Raw genomic sequence first — 17,594 nt, 5'->3', positions numbered from 1 at the left:
TGCGGAGAGGGTCGGGAAGAGGGGTGAGGGGTGGCGAGCAACGCTCGCCGGGCGGCCCTCCTGCTTCTACACCCTCGCCGCCGCCCGCGCCGCGAGCACGTCCACCAGATGTGCCCGGTACTCGGGGCTGGCGAAGCGGTCGCCGAGGAGGCCTGACGAGTCCACCAGACCGGTGCCGACGGGTTGGCCACCGTTCACCCGCTCCTCCAGCGTGGAGAGGCGCTGGGCCTTCTCCCCCGCCCCGGTGTACGCGGCGCGAATCTGGCCGTCCGCGTGCCGGGCGAGGGCGACGCCCACGATGGCGTAGTGGCTCGCCGGGTGCTTGAACTTCTCGTAGGCGCTCGCCTGAATATTCCGGGGAATGCGGATGTGCGTCAGCAGCTCGCCCGGCTGCACCGCGCTCTCGAACATCCCCACGAACATCTCGTCGGCGGAGACGACGCGCTCGCCGTCCATTCCCCGGATCATGAACTCCACCCCCAGGGCGAGGGCCGCCGCCGGGTAGTCCGCGCTGGGGTCGGCATGCGCCAGTGAGCCGCCGATGGTGCCCCGGTTGCGGACCATCGGGTCGCCGACGTACCCGGCCACCTCGGGGAAGAGGGGCAGCCCCGAGCGCTGAATCTGCGCGTGCGTGGTCATCGCGCCCACCACGGACATGTCGCCTTCCTCCCGGATGCCCCGCAGCTCCTCGATGCCGAACACGTCGAGCACCGCGGGCGGCTGGGCGAGCCGCAGCTTCATCGCGGGCAGGAGGGAATGCCCCCCCGCCATCACCTTGAGGTCGGGGTTGGCCGCCATCGCGGCCAGGGCCTCGTCGACGCTGTGGGCCTTCTGGTAGTCGAAGTTGGTTGGGTACATGTTTCCCTCCGGGATTGGTCAGTGGCGAGTAGTGAGTGGTGAGTGGGAGCTTTGGCAAAAGCATTGGCCTTTGCCACGCTTCTTCCACTCACCACTGACCACCTCCCACTCACCGCTTCTCAGTCGTCCGCCGCCTGCCCCATCCCCGCCGTGCGCGCCGCCTGAATCGCCCGCCACACCTTCTCGCTGGTATAGGGCATGTCCAGGTGCTTGATCCCGCACTCGTGCCACAGGGCGTCCATCACCGCGTTCGCCACGGCGGCGGTGCTGGCGATGGTGCCCGCCTCGCCGATGCCCTTCACCCCCAGGGGGTTGTGGGGGCTGGGCGTCACCGTGTGGTCGATCTTGAAGTTGGGGAGGTCGTCGGCGCGGGGCACGGCGTACTCCATGAAGGTCCCGGCCAGGAAGTTGCCCTCCTCGTCGTAGGCGGCGTCCTCCCAGAGGGCCTGTCCGGCACCCTGCGCGATGCCGCCGTGAACCTGCCCCTCCGCGATCAGCGGGTTGATCAGCGGCCCGCAGTCGTCCACGCAGCCGTACCCGCGCAGGTCCACCTTGCCGGTGTCGGTGTCGATCTCGACGACCGCGACGTGGGTGCCGAAGGGGTACACGAAGTTCTTGGGGTCGTAGAAGGCGGTCGCCTCCAGGCCCGGCTCCATCCCCTCGGGGAGGTTGTGGGCGAGGTGGGCCATCAGCGCCACGTCGAAGAAGGTCTTGCTCCTCTCCGGCGCCCCCTTGATGCGGAACACGCCGCCTTCGTGCTCCACGTCCTCTTCCGAGGCTTCGAGGAGGTGCGCGGCGATCTTGCGCGACTTGGCGGTGATCTTTTGCAGGGCCATCTTCAGGGCGCTGCCGCCCACCGCGGCACTTCGGCTGCCGTACGTGCCCCAGCCGTAGGGCATCCGGCCCGTGTCGCCGTGGATGAGGTCGATGTCCTCGATGGGGATTTGCAGCTCGTCGGCGGCGATTTGCGGGAAGGCCGTCTCGTGCCCCTGCCCGTGGCTGTGCGAGCCGGTGTACAGCTCGACCTTGCCGGTCGGGTGCACCCGCACCAGGCTGCTCTCCCACTGCCCCGCCTGTGCCCCGAGCTGGCCGACGAGCGCGGACGGCGCCAGGCCGCACGCCTCCAGGTACGAGATCACGCCCACGCCCAGAATCTTGTTCGTGCCCTTCATGCGCTCCTGCTCGGCGCGCAGCTCCCGGTAGTTCATCATCTCCAGCGCCATGTCGAGCGCGGGCTCGTAGTCGCCGGAGTCGTACACGAGCGCGACGGGCGTCTGGTACGGGAACTCGTCGGCCTGAATGAAGTTGATCCGGCGGAACTCGGCGGGGTCCATCCCCAGCTCGTGCGCCATCACGTCCACGATGCGCTCGATGAGGTAGGTCGCCTCGGGACGGCCCGCGCCGCGGTAGGCGTCCACGGGCACGGTATTCGTCACCACGCCCGTCACCTTCGCGTGGATGGCGGGGAACTTGTACACCCCGTTGAGCAGCGTGCCGTACAGGTAGGTGGGCACGGCGGGCGCAAATAAGGTGAGGTACGCCCCCAGGTTGGCGACCGTGTTCACCCGCAGCCCGAGCATCTTGCCGTTCTCGTCCACGGCGAGTTCGGCCTCGGATTCGTGGTCGCGGCCCTGCATGTCCGAGACGAAGGACTCGCTGCGGCGGGCGGCCCACTTGATCGGGCGCCCGAGTTGACGCGCCGCCATCAGGACGATGACCTCTTCCTGGTACTGGAAGATCTTGGAGCCGAAGCCGCCGCCCACGTCGGGGCTGATCACGCGCAGCTTGTGCTCGGGGATGCCCATCACGAAGGCCGCCAGGATCAGGCGGTGGATGTGCGGATTCTGCGAGGTCGTGTGCAGCGTGTACTCGCCGCTGGCGGGCGCGAACTGGGCGAGCGAAGCGCGCGGCTCGATGGCGTTGGGCACGAGGCGGTGGTTGCGCAGCTTGACCTTCACGGTCTTGTGGGCGCGGTTAAAGGCCTCGTTCAGCGCGGCCTCGTCCCCGATCTCCCAGCGGAAGGCCACGTTGCCGGGCACGTCGTCGTGGACCTGCGCGGCGCCCTCCTCCAGCGCGGCGCTCCCGAGCGACACGGCAGGCAGCGCCTCGTACTCCACGTCGAGCAGCGCGGCGGCGTCTTCCGCCTGCACGCGCGTCTCGGCGATCACCACCGCCACGATGTCGCCGACGTGGTTGACCTCGCCCTGCGCGATGGCGTGGTGGGCGGGCACCAAGAGGCCGGGGAGCAGCCAGCCCACCGGAATGCTTCCGAGCCCGGCGGCCTTCACGTCCTCGCCCGTGTAGACGGCGACCACGCCCGGCATCCCCTCCACGCTCGCCTTGTCGATATTCCCGATGCGGGCGTGCGCGTAGGGGCTGCGGACCATCGCCGCGTGCAGCATCCCGTGCACCACGAAGTCGTCGGTGTACTGCCCCGCCCCTGTGATGAAGCGCGGGTCCTCCTTGCGCTTGAGGGCCTGGCCCATGTACTTCTCTTGCCTGGACTGGGTCATAAATGTTCCTCCGGAACGGGGAAGTGGTGAGTGGTTAGGAGGAAGTGGGAACTCTAGCGAGAGCATTTGCCTTTGCTGATCTTGTTCCACTGACCACTGCCCACTTCCTACTCACTGCTTTTCTCAATCGTCCGCCGCCTGCCCCTGCTCCTGTCCCTGCGCCCCGCGCATCGCCCCGGCGGCGTGCTGGACAGCCTTGACGATGTTGTGGTAGCCGGTACAGCGGCAGTAGTTGCCTTCGAGGTGGTATCTGATGTCCTCCTCGCTGGGGGAGGGGTTGTGCCTCAGGAGTTCGGCGGAGGCCATGATCATGCCGGGGGTGCAAAAGCCGCACTGGAGGCCGTGTTCCTCCCAGAAGCCCGCCTGGAGGGGGTGGAGGGCGCCGGGGGTGCCGATCCCCTCGATGGTGGTGACCTCCATCCCGTCGGCCTGCACGGCGAGGACGGTGCAGCTCTTGATGGCGTCGCCGCCGAGGTGCACGGTGCAGGCACCACACTGGGAGGTGTCGCAGCCCACGTGGGTGCCGGTCAGACCGAGTTCGTCGCGCAGGAAGTGCACGAGGAGCATCCGGGGCTCCACGTCGCGGGTGTAGGGCTTGCCGTTCACGTTGACGGTCACGTTCATGCGGGGCCTCCGGGGGGCGGGAGAGCAGCTCGGCTGGGGGGCGAAAGGGGCAGGGCCCGTGCGCCGTGGGCCTGCGGGCGGGGCGGATTGTGTGTACCCCTGCATTGAAGCATGAACCGGAGCCCCGGGGTGTGGCCCCGCGTCCGGTCTCGCCGGCGGGGGGGCGGGGCCCGATATGAAGGCCTTGCTTACACGTCCATTTCGCGTGGCGTGTAGACTGGAACGGTGACCGGAGGACCCCTCCGGCCCGTTCCTTGGGGTGACCTCCGCCTCGAAGTGAACTCGTGAATTCATTCACAGGAGTGACTGCATGAAGACCCTGATCCTCGGTGCCGGTTACGCGGGACTCGCGGCGGCCACGAAAATGAAGCCCCTGCCCGAGCTGGAAGCGCTCCTGGTGGAGCAAAACGCCTATCACACCTTCGAGACCCGGCTGCACGAGGCCGCCGCGCACAACACGCCGGTGACGCTGCCGCTCGCTCCGCTGCTGAGGGGCACGGGCGTCCACCTCGAGCAGGCGCAGGTCGAGAACGTGGACGTGGACCAGAAGGAGGTCGAACTCAAAGACGGGCGCGTCCTGACGTACGACACGCTGGTCGTGGCGCTGGGCTCGGTGACGAACTTCTACCGCATTCCGGGCCTGGCGGAGAACGCCACCGAGCTCAAGCAGCTCAGCGACGCGGACGAGATCTTCTCCTTCGTAAACCGGGCCTTTGCCAGCGACTACGAGGGCAACCGCGACATCGTGGTGGGCGGCGCGGGCCTGACGGGCGTGGAACTCGTGACCGAGCTGGCCCAGCGCGCCGAGATCCTCAGCCGCGAGCGCGGCCTGCCCCCCTTCCAGATCTACCTCGTGGAGGCTGGGCCCAAGATTCTCCCGATCCTCGACGACGCGCTGCGGCAGAAAGCCGAGCAGACCCTGCGCGAGTACGGCATCCACATCCTGGTGGGCCACCGCCTGATGGGCGCGACCGCCGACAGCGTGACGGTGCAGACGCAAGACGGCGAACAAAAGGTCTTGGCGGCGGGCAAGATCATCTGGACGGGCGGCATCGCGGCGCGCGACATCGTGCGGGGCGAGCGGCTGGAGAAGGGCCCCGGCGGGCGCATCGCGGTGGACGGGTCCCTGCGCGCCAAGAACTACCCCGACGTGTTCGTGATCGGCGACATGGGCCTGGCCCTGAACCAGGACGGCAAGCCCGTGCCCACGACCGCCCAGCACGCCGGGCAGCAGGGCCGCCTGACGGGCAAGAACGTCATGCGGCTGGCGCGCGGCGAGGAGCCCGAGGCCTACGAGCCCACCACCCTGGGCGAGTTCGTCTCCCTGGGCGGCCTGATGGCGGTGGGCTGGATGAAGCTGCCCTGGAACCAGAAGCTCGCCATCACAGGCGGCCTCGCGCACGTGATGAAGCGGGCCTCCGAGTGGCGCTGGCGCGCGAGCATCGATTGAAGCCTTTTCTCAGCGGAGCCCCGGGAGGGCGGCGAGCGTGCCGTGTCCCGGGGCTTCCTCCATTGGGCGGGGGCAGACATCCCCCCTCCCGCAGGCCCTAAACTCTTCTTCATATGGTTCGCGGTGACCTCGCGGTGTTTCCGTTTCTCTCCGTCATGCAGATGCTGCTCTCCAGCGGGCGGGGCGGGCGGCTGAGTGTCACGCACGCGCGGGGGGGAGACCTGTGGTTCGAGCCGGGCGAGGTGATCCACGCGCGGGCGGGGACCCTGACGGGCGAGGGCGCCCTGCAACTGCTGAGCAGCCTCGACGCGGGCACCTTCACCTTCGACCCCGGGGGCGCGGCCCCCGAGCGCACGCTTTCGCTCCGCCGCGACCCGGCCCTGCGCCAGATGATCGGGGAGGCGGACGCCTGGGGCCCGCTGCTGCGCGCCTTCCCCGACTGGGAGCGGCCCCTGCGCTTCACGCCGCGCTGGACGGAGGCCCAGCCCGTCACCCGGGCACAGTACGCCGCGCTGAGCCACGTCTCGGATGGGGTGCCCCTGCGCGCCGTGCTGGAGCGGGCGGGCGGCTCTCCCCGGGCCACGCTGGAGACGTTGCGGCCCTTCCTGACGGCGGGACTCATCGAGCTGGGGTGAGCCTGGCCCGCCTCCCCGGACGATGCGCCAGGTGACGCATCCTTCCCCCCGCCCGGCTCTTCTATACTGTCTCCCAGCAGTGACCGGGAGGAGTACCCGGAGGGTGCGCCCACAGGAAGGTTCCGCCGCGACTGAGAGCGGGACCGGGAGGGCCGCCGGGGAAAGTCGCCCGCGAGCAGGGCGGAAGAAGCCTGAAGAGGTGTGTAGAGCCGTCCGGGTGCGCCCGACACAGCGCAGCGTGAGCGCCGCGCCCGCATACGGGCCGGAACGGCGGTGGTACCGCGGGATCAGGAGGCAGTCGCCTCGTCTCGTCCGCACCCGGAGCGCAGGTTCCGGCGGACGAGGCGTTCTCGTTTCTGGAGGTTTCCCCGTGACCCAACCCCTGACCGGACATTCCCTGCCCCTGCCAGAGGCCCGCGCTCTGGCCCGGCAACGCGGCCTGCGGGAGCGCGCCCTCGCCTACGTCACGCGCAACGGCGAACTGCTCGTCTTCGAGCACACCCCCGAGTACCCGGACGCGGGCGTGCAGGTTCCGGCGGGCGGGCTGGAGACGGGCGAAACCTCCGCGGAGGCCGCCGTGCGCGAGACGCGGGAGGAGACGGGCCTGGAGCTGAGCGGCCCGGCCCACCTCGCCTCCTTTCCCTGGTCGAAGGGGGAGCTTGCGGAGGTCTGGCACGTCTTCCACCTGTCGGCCCCGCCCGACACTCCGGACGCCTGGGCGCACCGGGTTACGCACGGGGGAGGGGACGCCGGGCTCACCTTCCTCTGCCGCTTCGCTCCCCTCGGCGCCTCTAGCCTGACTCCCGGCGACGGCCACGACGCCGCCCTCCCCGAACTCACCCGGCACCTTCACCTCCCCCCGATGGAGCTTTCCCATGACTGACACGACCTTCGACCCCACCGAGGCGGGCTCCGGCGCCCTCGCCAAGGCCTTCGATCCCGCCGCCATCGAGCCCGCCTGGGCCGCGCGCTGGAGGAGCGAACCCTTCCGGGCGGACGCGAGCAGCGGCAAGCCCCCCTTCACCATCGTGATTCCGCCGCCCAACGTGACGGGCAACCTGCACCTGGGGCACGCGCTCGACAACACCCTGATCGACACCCTGATCCGCTTCAAACGGACGCAGGGCTTCGAGGCCCTGTACCTGCCGGGGATGGACCACGCGGGCATCAGCACGCAGGTCGTGGTGGAGCGCCAGCTCAAGCAGGAGGGCCTGACCCGCTTCGACCTGGGGCGGGGGGCGTTCGTGAACCGCGTGTGGGAGTGGAAGGCGCAGTCGGGCGGGATGATCCTCGACCAACTGACCCGTCTCGGCGTGAGCGTGGACTGGACCCGCGAGAAGTTCACGATGGACGAGGAACTCAGCAAGGCCGTGCGCGCCCAGTTCGTGCGGCTCTACCACGAGGGCCTCGCCTACCGCGGCGAGCGCATCGTGAACTGGGACCCCGCCTCGCAGACCACCCTCTCCGAACTGGAGATCGACCGCGAGGTGCGCAAGGGGAAGATGTCCACTCTGAGCTACAAGCTGGAGGACCCGTCTCTTCCCGCCAGCAACGGTGAAAGCGGTGAAATCCGCATCGCCACCGTCCGGCCCGAGACGATCTTCGCGGACCAGGCGATTGCCGTGCATCCCGAGGACGAGCGGTTCCGGCACCTGATCGGCCAGCGGGCGCGCATCCCCCTCACCGACCGGTTCATCCCGATCATCGCCGACGAGGCGGTGGAGCGGGAGTTCGGCGTGGGCGCCCTGAAGATCACCCCCGCCCACGACCCCACCGACTTCGAGATCGGGGAGCGGCATAACTTAGCGCGACCCAGCGTGATCGACCTCGACGGCAACCTCGGCTCGGACCTCGTGCCCGAACCCTTCCGGGGCATGGAGCGGTTTGCGGCCCGGAAAGCGGTGGTGGCGGCGCTGGCCGAGTCGGGCGACCTGATCGAGGAGAGAGACCACGACACCGCCATCGGCCTGAGCGAGCGGACGAAGGTGCCGGTGGAGCCCATCGTCTCGACCCAGTGGTTCGTGACCATGAAGCCGATGGCCGACCGGGTGCTCGCCGGGCTCGACGCGGGCGAGATCCGCCTGACGCCCGAGCGGTACACCAAGGTCAACCGCGACTGGCTGGAGAACATCCGCGACTGGAATATCTCGCGCCAGCTCTGGTGGGGCCACCAGATTCCCGCGTGGTACGACGACGAGGGCAACGTGTACGTGCCGAGCCCCGAGACTCCCGACCTCGACTGCGACCAGGACCCGCGCTACGCCCACCTCAACCTGCGCCGCGACCCGGACGTGTTCGACACGTGGTTTTCCTCGAACCTCTGGCCCTTCTCGACGCTGGGCTGGCCGGACACCGACTGCGAGGACTACCGCAAGTTCTACCCGACCCAGGTGCTCGTGACCGGCTACGACATCCTGTTCTTCTGGGTGGCGCGCATGGAGATGGCGGGGTACCACTTCACCGGACAGGCCCCCTTCTCCACGGTGATGCTGCACGGCCTGTACCTCGACGCCAAGGGGCAGAAGATGTCCAAGAGCAAGGGGAACGGCATCGACCCCCTGGAACTCTTCGACACCTACGGGGTGGACGCCTGCCGCTTCGCCTTCACCAGCCTGTCCACGGGCGGGCAGGACATCCGGCACGATCCCCGGCGGTTCGAGCAGGGGCGCAACTTCGCCAACAAGCTCTGGAACGCGGCCCGCTTCGCCCGGCTGCGGCTGGCCGAGGGCGTGCCGAACCTCGGCGGGGACGACGACCTGACCCGCTATGTCCGGAGCGCGGTGGAGGCGCCGGACACGCACGGCAGCGACCCCCTGCGCAGCCGGGACGCCCTGGCCCAACTCCGCGCCCGGCCCGACCTCACCCTCGCCGACCGCTGGATCATCAGCCGCCTGAACGCGGTGACGGCGGAGGTGACGGCCCTGCTGGACGAGTACGACATCGGGGCGGCCATCCGCGCCCTGTACGCCTTCACCTGGGACGAGTTCTGCGACTGGTACATCGAGGCGGCCAAGCCCGCGCTCGCCGAGGGGCGGCTCGGCACGTTGGGCACCCTCAAGGCCGTGCTGGAGCACATCCTCAAGCTGCTGCACCCCTTCATGCCCTTCATCACGTCGGAGCTGTACGCCTCTCTCGGGCACCGCCGCCAGCTCGCGCTGCACTCGTGGCCGCAGCCGGACGAGACGCTGCACGACGCCGAGGCCACCCGCGCCTTCGGGGCCCTGCGCGCCGCCGTGAGTGCCGCCCGCAGCCTGAAGAACGAACTCGGCCTCTCTCCGCAAGACCGCCTGAGCGTGGCGGTGGAGGGCGACCTCGCTCCTCTCGTGCGCGAGAACGCCCGGGTGGTGGAGGGCATCGCCCGCGTGACCCTGACGGACGTGCTGGAGGGCCGCACCCTCAGCGCCGTGGAGGCGGGTGTGACGGTGCGCGCGCCGCTGGAGGGCACGGTGGACGTGGAAGACTGGCTCGCCCGGCAACGCAAGCGCCTCGCCGAGTTCGACAAGCAGATCAGGCAGGCGCAGGGCAAGCTGCGAAGCGAAGGCTTCGTCGCCCGCGCCCCTCACGATGTGATCGAGGAGGAACGGCGCCGCGTGCAGGACTTCTCGGCGCAGAAGGAGAGGCTGGAGCAGGTGCTGGCGCAGTTCGCGTGAGGGTCAGGTGGCGAGCGTCAGGAAGTCCCCGTGCCCGGAGAGGGTGTCGGGGGCTTTTTCTTGCCCCTGCGGGGTTACGCTGGGGTGACCTATGAACCTGCTTCCCGCTGCCCTCACCGCCGTCATGCTGTCGGCGTGCAGCCCCGGCCTCGATCTGTACACGCCGCCGGATGCGCGCGAGTACATCCGGCTCTGTGCCCGTGACAAGGAGGGGCTGGGCTGTCAGGCCATCCTGCCCGTCCTGAGGACGGTGGAGGGGGAGGTCACCGTTTTGCTGCCCAATGGGGACGACCGCCCCGAACTCGCCGCAGCGCTGGCGCGTAAGGGCGTCAGCGTCGAGAACTTCCTCGCCTCGGCGGAGGCGGGAACCTTCGCACGCGCCCACATCTTCGCCGCCCCGAAGCTCCAGACCGGGCAGATGCGGACCCTCGACGGCAGGCTGCACGACGTGAATTGCCGCGCCCCGACGAGCAGCGAGAGGGAATTCTGTGACGTGGACGGTCGCATCGGGGGCTTCAACGTTTTGGACAACGCAGACGGACCGACAAGGGGCAGTGTCTACCTGATGACCGGGCTGCTGCCCTTCTGAGCGTTGGAGGTCGTGGCTCGACAGCGCGAATGAGTTGTCCAGGGATGGTGCCCTTTTCGCCCCGGGCGACAGCGCGCAATCGCACGTGCCCGCCTGGCAGATGAAGAGGTATGGGCAGCGGGTGGCTCTCCGGGTGAAGGTGTGAGGCCGGGCCCTTTCCCTGACCTTGCTCAAGGGCGCCCTGTCACACGGCACACCCGCAGAGGCGAATAATGAGCCATGAACGCACCTCACCGCCATCCGGGCCGCCCCTCCCCCCGCACGCCCGGACGGGGCTCCGCAGCGCTGCTCGTCTTGCTCAGCCTGGCGCTCGCCGGGTGTGACACCGGAACGGGCAACGCGAACAACACGAGCACTACCCAGGAGAGCACGGGCACCACGTCCCAGAACTCGGCGCAGCCCCAGCAGAGCCAGACACCGCCGGAAGCGGCGCAGGGCCAGAGCACTCCCCCCGCGGGCGCCACGCAGGGTGAGTCGCAGGCCACGTCCCCCGGGCAGACCCGGACGGCGCAGGGGCAGACCACGGGGGCGGCCCCCACCGCCTCGCAGGAGCGGATCGACCTGCTGAACTATGAGGAGAACACCGTCGAGGTGGTCGAGCGGCGACAGGACGGGGTGGTGTTCGTCACCCGCTTCGACGCGCCGCAGACCGACTTGCTCTCCAACCCCTTCGGCGGTCCGGCGCCCACCCCGGGGCCGAGCGCGGGCGGGGGCATCGAGCCGACGGGCTCGGGCTCGGGCTTTTTCATCGACAACCAGGGGTTCATCATCACCAACAACCACGTCGTCAGCGGGGCGAGCCGGGTCTCCGTGCGGTTGCACGAGAGCCAGCGCGAGTACCCCGCCCGCGTGATCGCCACCGCCCCCGACTACGACCTCGCCCTCCTCCAGGCGCAGAACGTGCCGCAAACCGCCTACGAGCCGATGGCGATGGGCAACAGCGACCGGGTACGGGTGGGCCAGAAGGCCATCGCGATGGGGGCGCCCTTCGGGCTGGAATTCACCGTCACCCAGGGCATCGTGTCGGCGAAAAACCGGGTCGTCCCCATCGGCGTGAACGACATCCCCCAGAACACCATCCAGACCGACGCGGCGATCAATCCCGGCAACTCGGGCGGGCCGCTGGTCAACAGCCGGGGCGAGGTGATCGGGGTGAACACCCAGATCCTCTCGCCCGCCGGGGCGGCGACCGGGGTGGGGCAGAGCGCCGGGGTGGGCTTCGCGGTCCCCATCAACGTCGCCAAGGCGATCTTGCCTCGGCTGCGCGCCGGGCGGGAGGTGGGAGCGCCGCGCATCGGGATCGTGGGCTTTCCCCTTCAGGCGCTCAGCCCGCAGGCGCGGCAGGGGCTGGACCTCCCCGACAACGGCGTGCTCGTGCAGGAGGTGACCCCGGCCAGCCCGGCGGCCCAGGCGGGGCTGCGGGGCGGCAGCCGCGAGGTCGCCGTGCCGGGCGGGAGCCTGCGGGTGGGCGGGGACATCATCACGCGGATCGGGGACCAGGAGGTCTCCACCGTGCAGGACCTGCAAAGTGCCCTGATCGTCCGGCAGCCCGGCGACCGGGTGACCCTCACCGTGCGGCGCGGCGGGCAGACCCGGCAGCAGACGTTGACGCTGGCGGAACCGGGCAATCCCTGAGCCGGGCCTTCGCTGAGCCTCACCCAGGGTCGGAGCGGAGCGGGATGGACCCGCTGACGGGCGAAGGCGTCAGGGGCGCGGACGCGGCGGACCCTTCCCAGGGCAGCCACGCTCGGCCACCTGGCCCCGGAGCGGCCAGAAGGGTCGGTCATGCTGAGTGAAGCGAAACCTCCCCGATGCCCCGGGCGAGACCCCTCACTTCGTTCAGGGTGACACCTCCTCCGGCGAGGGTCCTGGGAAGCAGTGTCGCCGACTTCTCTCCAGCGGTCAGCCCCGGCTCCACCCCGCCGCCTGCGTCAGCGCCCCTGCGGCGGCGTCCACCTCGGCCTCCGTGGTCGCCCGGCCAAAACTGAAGCGCAGCGTAGCGCGGGCGTCCGCCTCGCCCAGGCCGACGGCGGTGAGCACGTGGCTGGGCTGCATCGTTCCGGCGGCGCAGGCGCTCCCGGCGCTCGCGCAGACGCCGAGCAGGTCGAGGTTCATCAGCAGGGCCTCGCCGTCCGCGCCGGGAACCGTCACCGACGCGATCTTGGGGCTGGCGTCCGGGGGGTGGTTCACCCCCAGGCCAGGGATGCCCGCCACCCCGGCCAGGAAGCGCGTCCGCAGCCGGGTCAGGTGCGCGCAGGTGGACTCCCGCTCCGCCTCCGCGTGGGTGAGGGCCACCCCCGCCGCGTACACGCCCGCCGTGTTCTGGGTTCCGGCGCGCAGGCCCCCCTCCTGCCCGCCGCCGAGGGTGACGGGGGGCAGGGCCGCGCCGCGCCGCACGTACAGGAACCCCACCCCGCGCGGCCCGCCCCACTTGTGGGCGCTGAGGGTGGCATAACTGACGCCCCAGCCGGGCAGATCGAGGAGCAACACACCGGGTGCCTGCACCGCGTCGGTGTGGTAGGGAACGCCCCGCTCCAAGGCCACGGCGGCGAGCGCGGCGGTGTCCTGCACGGTGCCGATCTCGTTGTTCGCGTGGTGGATGGACACGAGCGCCGTGCCGTCCCTCAGGGCCTCGGCGAGCTGGGCCGGGTCATAGCGCCCGTGCGCGTCCGGCGTCAGGAAGGTCACGTCCCACCCCTGCGCGGCGAGCCACCGGGCGGGCGCGAGGACGGCGGAGTGCTCGGTGAGGGTGGTGACGAGGTGGCCGGGCTGCCCGTGGGCCTCCACCCACGCCCGGGCCACCCCGAGCAGGACGTGGTTGTCCCCCTCGGTGCCGCCCCCGTTGGCGACCACGGTGCGGGCGTCCACCCCCAGCGCGGCGGCGACGCGGGCGCGGCCCTCCTCCAGCCGCTCGCGGGCGGCCTGCCCCGCCGCGTGGACCGAGGCCGGGTTGCCGGGCAGCGCGGCGGCCTCGGCATAGGCGGCGAGCGCCTCGGGCGTCATGGGATGGGTGGCGGCGTAGTCGAGGTAGATCATGGGTGTCGGGTGGGCCGGAGAGAAGGTCCGGAGCCTGCCCGTCAGGGTAACGGGGGCAGGAGCGCGGGGGCGTGGAGGAGACACCTTTCGCGCCGTCTTCCCGGAGCGCCCCGCACGAGAACGCGGTCGGGCGGAGACCTTCGCTTCGGGGGCAACTCCGCGGGGGCCCGTCGCCAGGTCGGCGAGACCCTTCTCTTCGTTCAGGGTGACAGGTTTCTCGCAGAATGCTCTGGCGGGGGGAGAGGAAGCGGGAAGCTCCCCACGACCCACCCCTACGGCGTGACCGTCGTGTACTCGGCCCCGTTTTGCCGGATCACGAACACCACGTCGCCCGTGACGGGGATGTCGCGCTGCTCGGCGGTCGCGCCTGCGAGCTGGGAGCTGTCGGTGGCGGCCAGGATCTCGCGCTCCCCGTTCGCGTCGCGCACGGCGATGGTGTACGTCCCGGCGGGGAGGTCGCTCGGGAAGACGTAGCGGAAGTTCACGGTGCGGCCTTCCCCGGTGGCGGGGCTCTCCCCAGGCGAGGGGAGCGGCGTGGCGGGAATGTTCTCGGGGGCGAGAGGCTCGGCGGTGGCCCCCCCGCCTTCCGTCCCGGTGGTGGCCCCGCCCGGCTCTCCGGGCACCGCCTCCGGCGTGGCGGGCTGCTCGGGGGTGGGGGGCGGCGGGGGCAGGGGCAGGCTCCCCGCCGGGCGGCTGGGGGCGACGAAGCGGGCCACGGCGACCGTGAGCGTCACCGGGCTGCCCACCGCGACGCGCACGTAGGGGGCGGGGGTCTGCTCCAGCACGGTGTTCTCGGGAGCGTCGCTCGTGCGCTCCACCACCCGGTTGACGACCAGCCCGGCGGCGCGGGCGTGTTCGCGGGCGGCCTCGAAGGGCAGGCCCGTCAGGTCGGCGATCCAGGTGTCCTCGCCGCGCACGCCCGTCGAGACGAGAAGCTGCACGGGTTGGCCGCGTTGCAGGTTCGCGCCCGCCTCGGGCACCTGGGCGACGATGCGGCCCTCGGGCGTGTTCGTCAGCGTCCCGTCCACCCGGTAGACCTGCCCCAGGGTCAGGGACGAGTCGCGCAGCGCCCCGCGCGCCTGGGCCACCGTGAGCTCTTCCAACCTGGGCACGCTCAGGCTGGGCGGGTTGTTCACGGTCAGGGTGACCAGGCGCCCCACCGGGAGCTGGGTGCCCGCCGCCGGGTCCTGGCGGATCACGGCGCCGATGGGCACGTTGTTCGCGTCCCCCAGGGTGTACTCCACCCGGAAGCCCGATCCCGTGAGGCTCTCGGCGGCGGCCTGCGCCCCCCGGCCCGCCACCGCCGCGACCTCGCGCACGGGGGGATTGAGGTAAATCTGCGCCGCCTGGGTCCCCAGGTAGGCGGCCCCGCCGAGCAGCAGCAGCCCCGGCACGAAGGCGAGCCACGCGCCCGGCTGCCGCTGGCGTTTGGGCCGAATCCGCCCCCTGGCGAGGCCCGCGAGGGCCACCTCGCTCAGCCGGACGACCTCCTCGGGGGAGCGCCCCCCCGGCGCGGGCCGCAGGTAGGCGACGCGGGGCTCGCGGCCCTCGATCACCACGTCCGCGTCGGGCAGGGCGTACCCCTGCTCGGCGAGCCGGGCGGCAAGCGAGCGCACGGCGTCGACCGTCTCCTCCTGCTTGTTGGGCTGGTCGGCGAACTCGGCCAGGGGCATTCCCGCCACCGGCTGCCACACGGCGTAGTACGCGCCGGGGCGGGCCACCACGTCGGTCAGCCCCGCGGGTTCGATGGCGCGCAGGGCCGAGCGGTAGGCGTGGAAGCCCTGCCGGCCCTCGGGGGTGGAGACCTCGAACCAGGCCAGGCGCCGGGTCACGCCCTCCCCCGAGCGCACCTCGCTGAGGGTCACGTTGCCCTCCCGCCCGAGTTCGCGGACGACCTCGTACTTCCCGTCGATGACTCCTGCCTGTGCCGTCATTCACCGCCAAGATAGCGCGACCGGGTGAGGGAGAGGTGTTTCGGCAGTCGGCCTTCGGTGGGGGTGGGAGGCGCACTGCCGGGTCAGACCGTCCCCGACATCCTGTGGAACGGATGCCCTCCCCAGACGATCAAGGTTCATCCTGGCAGGAATCGTTCGCCGTCCGGCACGAATGGCGGTCCCCACCCTGCCCTCCCGGCGTGGGAAGCGTGGACCTCGTGATGTTGGACGCGGATGTGGCAGGGCTGCTCGTGCGACTTTCCCGGAACGCTGGTGCCAGGGACGCCCCGACCCTCCACCTGCCGCGAGACTGTCAGGGAAAGCTCGCCGGGGTGGTCGGAAGGTTGTCCGGCGAGTGCCGCGACTATTTAGAGGCTCTGGAGGACATCGTTCTTCCAGTCTTTGAGGACGACTGAGGTGCCACCCTTCACAACCCCGCCAGCCGCGCCGCCCAGGACGCCGCGAAGCCGACCAGGATGCCCAGGGCGAGGTTGCGGGTGCGCCACATCAGCAGGCCGCCGACCGCGCAGCCCACCAGGCGGCGGGCCCACTCGGGGCTGCCGAGCACGTCGGGGACGATGAGCGCCGCGAAGACGCTGACGGGCACGAAGCGCAGGAAGGCGAGCCAGAAGGGCGGCAGCCGCAGGCGACCCAGGCTGAGGCCGAGCAGCCGCGCGGGGTAGGTCACCGCCCACATCAGCAGGATGACGACCGGGACGCTCACGCGCTCTCCCCCGCCTGACCTCCTCTGGTGACCAGGAAAGCCCCGAGCAGGGCCCCACCCACCCCGGCGAGCAGCACGACGAGCCCGCCCGGCAACGCGCGCCCGAGAACCCAGGCCCCCACACCGGAGAGCAGCGCCACGAGGACGCTCACCCGGTCACGCACCATCGGCACCAGCAGCCCGAGGAAGGCGAGCGGGAAGACCACGCCCACGCCGAGGGCGGCGGGGTCGGGGAGCACCGCGCCCGCGAGCGCCCCGGCGAGGGTCGCCGCGTTCCAGATCACGTACAGGCTGAGTTCGGCGCCCAGCAGGAAGCCGAAGCTCAGGCCTCCCGGCTCCCCCGGCCCGCGCACGACCGCCACCCCGTACGCCTCGTCGGTGAGGAACTGGGCGGCGATCATTCGCTCCCCCCGCCCCAGGGGAAGCTGCCGCGCGAGGCTCAGGCCGTACAGCACGTGCCGGGCATTGAGCAAGAAGGTGGTCGCCACGATGCCCCACCCGGAGGCCCCCGCCCCGAACAACCCCGCCGCCGCGAACTGCGAGGCGCCCGCGAAGACAGTGAGGCTGAGCAGTTGCGTCTCCCACACCGTCAACCCCGCCGCCCGCGCCGTGACCGCGTAGGCGACCGCAAAGGGGATCAGGCCGAGCCACAGCGGCATCAGGGCCCGGAAGCCGCGCCAGAAGGCGGGCCGGAAGGGGAGCGGAGTCAACCCTCCCCCCTCCAGTCGGCGACGAGCGAGACAGGGCGCGGCAGGAACCGCAGCCGGTTGAAGGAGGCGGGCAGGTCGCCAGGGCGGACAGTCACCTCGAACAGACGCTCCAGCACCGGGTCAGCGTGCCCCCACAGCCAGCGGGCATAGGCGGCGTAGTCCTCTCCGTCGCTCGACGCCGTGACGGTCAGCTCGCGGGTGTGGAAGGCGGGGGGCAGGGTCAGCGCCCCCCAGTTGCCATCCGAGAGGACGCAGACCCGCCCGCCGGGGCGCAGGCAGGCGAGCAGTTCCGCGAAGGCGGCAGGGGACGCGCTGCACTCGAACCCCACGTCGAAGTCATCGCGGCCCACTGTACCGGGCGGCAGGGCCTCCCGCGCCCCGAGCGTCCGGGCCAGCTCTCGGCGCCCTGGGTCCGGTTCGGTGACGGTGACCTGAGGCGCGCCGCGCCGGGTCAGGTTGAACACGGTCAGCAGGCCCAGCAGCCCCGCCCCCGCCACGAGGACGCGCTCGCCGGGGCCAGGGGCGACCCTGCGGACACCCTTGGAGGTTTCCTCGCCCAGGATGACGGCGAGGGCCACCCGGCTGGGCACCCCGCCGGGGACGGGGACGACGTTTGCCTCCCGGTGAACCCCGCCCCCCGCGTGCCCCAGCACCGTGACCACCCGCGTGCCGGGCGCGAGCCGGACCCCCTCCCCCGCCGCCTCGACCACCCCGAGCGTCTGGTAGCCGAGCGGGCGGGGATAGGCGCCACCTGGCACCCGGCCTTCCACCACCCCAAGTTCCGACCCCACGCTCACGGCGCTCAGGTGCGTGCGGACGCGGACCTCACCGGGGCCGGGTGGGGGCAAGGTCACCTCCTCCCACCGGAAAG

Annotated in this window: 14 protein-coding genes; 6 read left to right on the top strand and 8 right to left on the bottom strand. The window is 71.1% G+C overall.

Translation table 11 applies throughout. The features are described from left to right. Positions 1-66: 66 nt before the first annotated feature. The 3 genes from A7B18_RS03315 to A7B18_RS03305 all read right to left on the bottom strand — a co-directional run bounded on the left by A7B18_RS03315 (position 67) and on the right by A7B18_RS03305 (position 3,995). Positions 67-858, bottom strand: coding sequence for an FAD binding domain-containing protein (locus A7B18_RS03315; protein WP_102125234.1), 792 nt, complete (start codon positions 856-858; stop codon positions 67-69). Positions 859-977: 119 nt separating this feature from the next. Further along, positions 978-3,371 carry a xanthine dehydrogenase family protein molybdopterin-binding subunit gene (locus tag A7B18_RS03310; RefSeq protein ID WP_102125233.1) on the bottom strand — a complete coding sequence of 798 codons (2,394 nt, stop codon included), beginning with the start codon at positions 3,369-3,371 and terminating at the stop codon, positions 978-980. 123 nt (positions 3,372-3,494) lie between these two features. Beyond that, complete coding sequence (locus A7B18_RS03305) at positions 3,495-3,995, bottom strand: (2Fe-2S)-binding protein (protein WP_102125232.1); 501 nt, start codon at positions 3,993-3,995, stop codon at positions 3,495-3,497. A gap of 310 nt (positions 3,996-4,305) precedes the next feature. Between A7B18_RS03305 and A7B18_RS03300 the strand changes: the two genes are divergently transcribed. The 6 genes from A7B18_RS03300 (at position 4,306) to A7B18_RS03275 (ending at position 11,954) form a co-directional block, all read left to right on the top strand. Continuing rightward, positions 4,306-5,445 carry an NAD(P)/FAD-dependent oxidoreductase gene (locus tag A7B18_RS03300; protein ID WP_102125231.1) on the top strand — a complete coding sequence of 380 codons (1,140 nt, stop codon included), beginning with the start codon at positions 4,306-4,308 and terminating at the stop codon, positions 5,443-5,445. A gap of 113 nt (positions 5,446-5,558) precedes the next feature. After that, entirely contained in the window at positions 5,559-6,080 is a 522-nt protein-coding gene (locus A7B18_RS03295; protein WP_102125230.1) for a DUF4388 domain-containing protein, read from the top strand. A 370-nt stretch (positions 6,081-6,450) separates the two neighbouring features. Continuing rightward, on the top strand, positions 6,451-6,963 hold the full coding sequence (locus tag A7B18_RS22405) for an NUDIX hydrolase (protein ID WP_245872722.1): 513 nt from the start codon (positions 6,451-6,453) through the stop codon (positions 6,961-6,963). Beyond that, positions 6,956-9,730 (top strand): valine--tRNA ligase, encoded by a 2,775-nt coding sequence (locus A7B18_RS03285; RefSeq protein ID WP_102125228.1) that lies wholly within the window; start codon positions 6,956-6,958, stop codon positions 9,728-9,730. The genes A7B18_RS22405 and A7B18_RS03285 overlap by 8 nt, the downstream gene beginning before the upstream one ends. Positions 9,731-9,821: 91 nt before the next feature. Continuing rightward, entirely contained in the window at positions 9,822-10,319 is a 498-nt protein-coding gene (locus A7B18_RS03280; protein WP_102125227.1) for a hypothetical protein, read from the top strand. Positions 10,320-10,538: 219 nt separating this feature from the next. Further along, positions 10,539-11,954 carry a S1C family serine protease gene (locus A7B18_RS03275; protein WP_102125226.1) on the top strand — a complete coding sequence of 472 codons (1,416 nt, stop codon included), beginning with the start codon at positions 10,539-10,541 and terminating at the stop codon, positions 11,952-11,954. A gap of 267 nt (positions 11,955-12,221) precedes the next feature. Here the strand turns inward: A7B18_RS03275 and A7B18_RS03270 are convergent, their stop codons facing one another. The 5 genes from A7B18_RS03270 to A7B18_RS03245 all read right to left on the bottom strand — a co-directional run bounded on the left by A7B18_RS03270 (position 12,222) and on the right by A7B18_RS03245 (position 17,577). Next, positions 12,222-13,355: a cysteine desulfurase family protein gene (locus tag A7B18_RS03270; RefSeq protein ID WP_102125225.1), complete on the bottom strand. Its 1,134-nt coding sequence runs from the start codon at positions 13,353-13,355 to the stop codon at positions 12,222-12,224. 272 nt (positions 13,356-13,627) lie between these two features. Further along, on the bottom strand, positions 13,628-15,289 hold the full coding sequence (locus A7B18_RS03265) for a PASTA domain-containing protein (RefSeq protein ID WP_102125224.1): 1,662 nt from the start codon (positions 15,287-15,289) through the stop codon (positions 13,628-13,630). Positions 15,290-15,716: 427 nt separating this feature from the next. After that, positions 15,717-16,013 (bottom strand): AzlD domain-containing protein, encoded by a 297-nt coding sequence (locus A7B18_RS03255; protein ID WP_102125222.1) that lies wholly within the window; start codon positions 16,011-16,013, stop codon positions 15,717-15,719. Then, the gene (locus tag A7B18_RS03250; protein ID WP_102125315.1) at positions 16,010-16,672 is read right to left on the bottom strand and encodes an AzlC family ABC transporter permease; all 663 of its coding nucleotides are present in this window, start codon (positions 16,670-16,672) and stop codon (positions 16,010-16,012) included. The genes A7B18_RS03255 and A7B18_RS03250 overlap by 4 nt, the downstream gene beginning before the upstream one ends. 47 nt (positions 16,673-16,719) lie before the next feature. After that, positions 16,720-17,577: a zinc-dependent alcohol dehydrogenase gene (locus A7B18_RS03245; RefSeq protein ID WP_245872726.1), complete on the bottom strand. Its 858-nt coding sequence runs from the start codon at positions 17,575-17,577 to the stop codon at positions 16,720-16,722. Positions 17,578-17,594 lie beyond the last annotated feature (17 nt).

Source organism: Deinococcus planocerae (genome assembly GCF_002869765.1).
Classification (GTDB): Bacteria; Deinococcota; Deinococci; order Deinococcales; family Deinococcaceae; genus Deinococcus; species Deinococcus planocerae.
Note: the sequence above shows the minus strand (reverse complement) of the source record. Positions and strands in the feature narration are given on the sequence as shown.

Excerpts from the sequence above, each read along its gene's own strand:
- A7B18_RS03315 (WP_102125234.1), bottom strand. The coding sequence starts at position 858 with ATGTACCCAACCAACTTCGACTACCAGAAGGCCCACAGCGTCGACGAG.
- A7B18_RS03310 (WP_102125233.1), bottom strand. The coding sequence starts at position 3,371 with ATGACCCAGTCCAGGCAAGAGAAGTACATGGGCCAGGCCCTCAAGCGC.
- A7B18_RS03305 (WP_102125232.1), bottom strand. The coding sequence starts at position 3,995 with ATGAACGTGACCGTCAACGTGAACGGCAAGCCCTACACCCGCGACGTG.
- A7B18_RS03300 (WP_102125231.1), top strand. The coding sequence starts at position 4,306 with ATGAAGACCCTGATCCTCGGTGCCGGTTACGCGGGACTCGCGGCGGCC.
- A7B18_RS03295 (WP_102125230.1), top strand. The coding sequence starts at position 5,559 with ATGGTTCGCGGTGACCTCGCGGTGTTTCCGTTTCTCTCCGTCATGCAG.
- A7B18_RS03285 (WP_102125228.1), top strand. The coding sequence starts at position 6,956 with ATGACTGACACGACCTTCGACCCCACCGAGGCGGGCTCCGGCGCCCTC.
- A7B18_RS03280 (WP_102125227.1), top strand. The coding sequence starts at position 9,822 with ATGAACCTGCTTCCCGCTGCCCTCACCGCCGTCATGCTGTCGGCGTGC.
- A7B18_RS03275 (WP_102125226.1), top strand. The coding sequence starts at position 10,539 with ATGAACGCACCTCACCGCCATCCGGGCCGCCCCTCCCCCCGCACGCCC.
- A7B18_RS03270 (WP_102125225.1), bottom strand. The coding sequence starts at position 13,355 with ATGATCTACCTCGACTACGCCGCCACCCATCCCATGACGCCCGAGGCG.
- A7B18_RS03265 (WP_102125224.1), bottom strand. The coding sequence starts at position 15,289 with ATGACGGCACAGGCAGGAGTCATCGACGGGAAGTACGAGGTCGTCCGC.
- A7B18_RS03250 (WP_102125315.1), bottom strand. The coding sequence starts at position 16,672 with ATGCCGCTGTGGCTCGGCCTGATCCCCTTTGCGGTCGCCTACGCGGTC.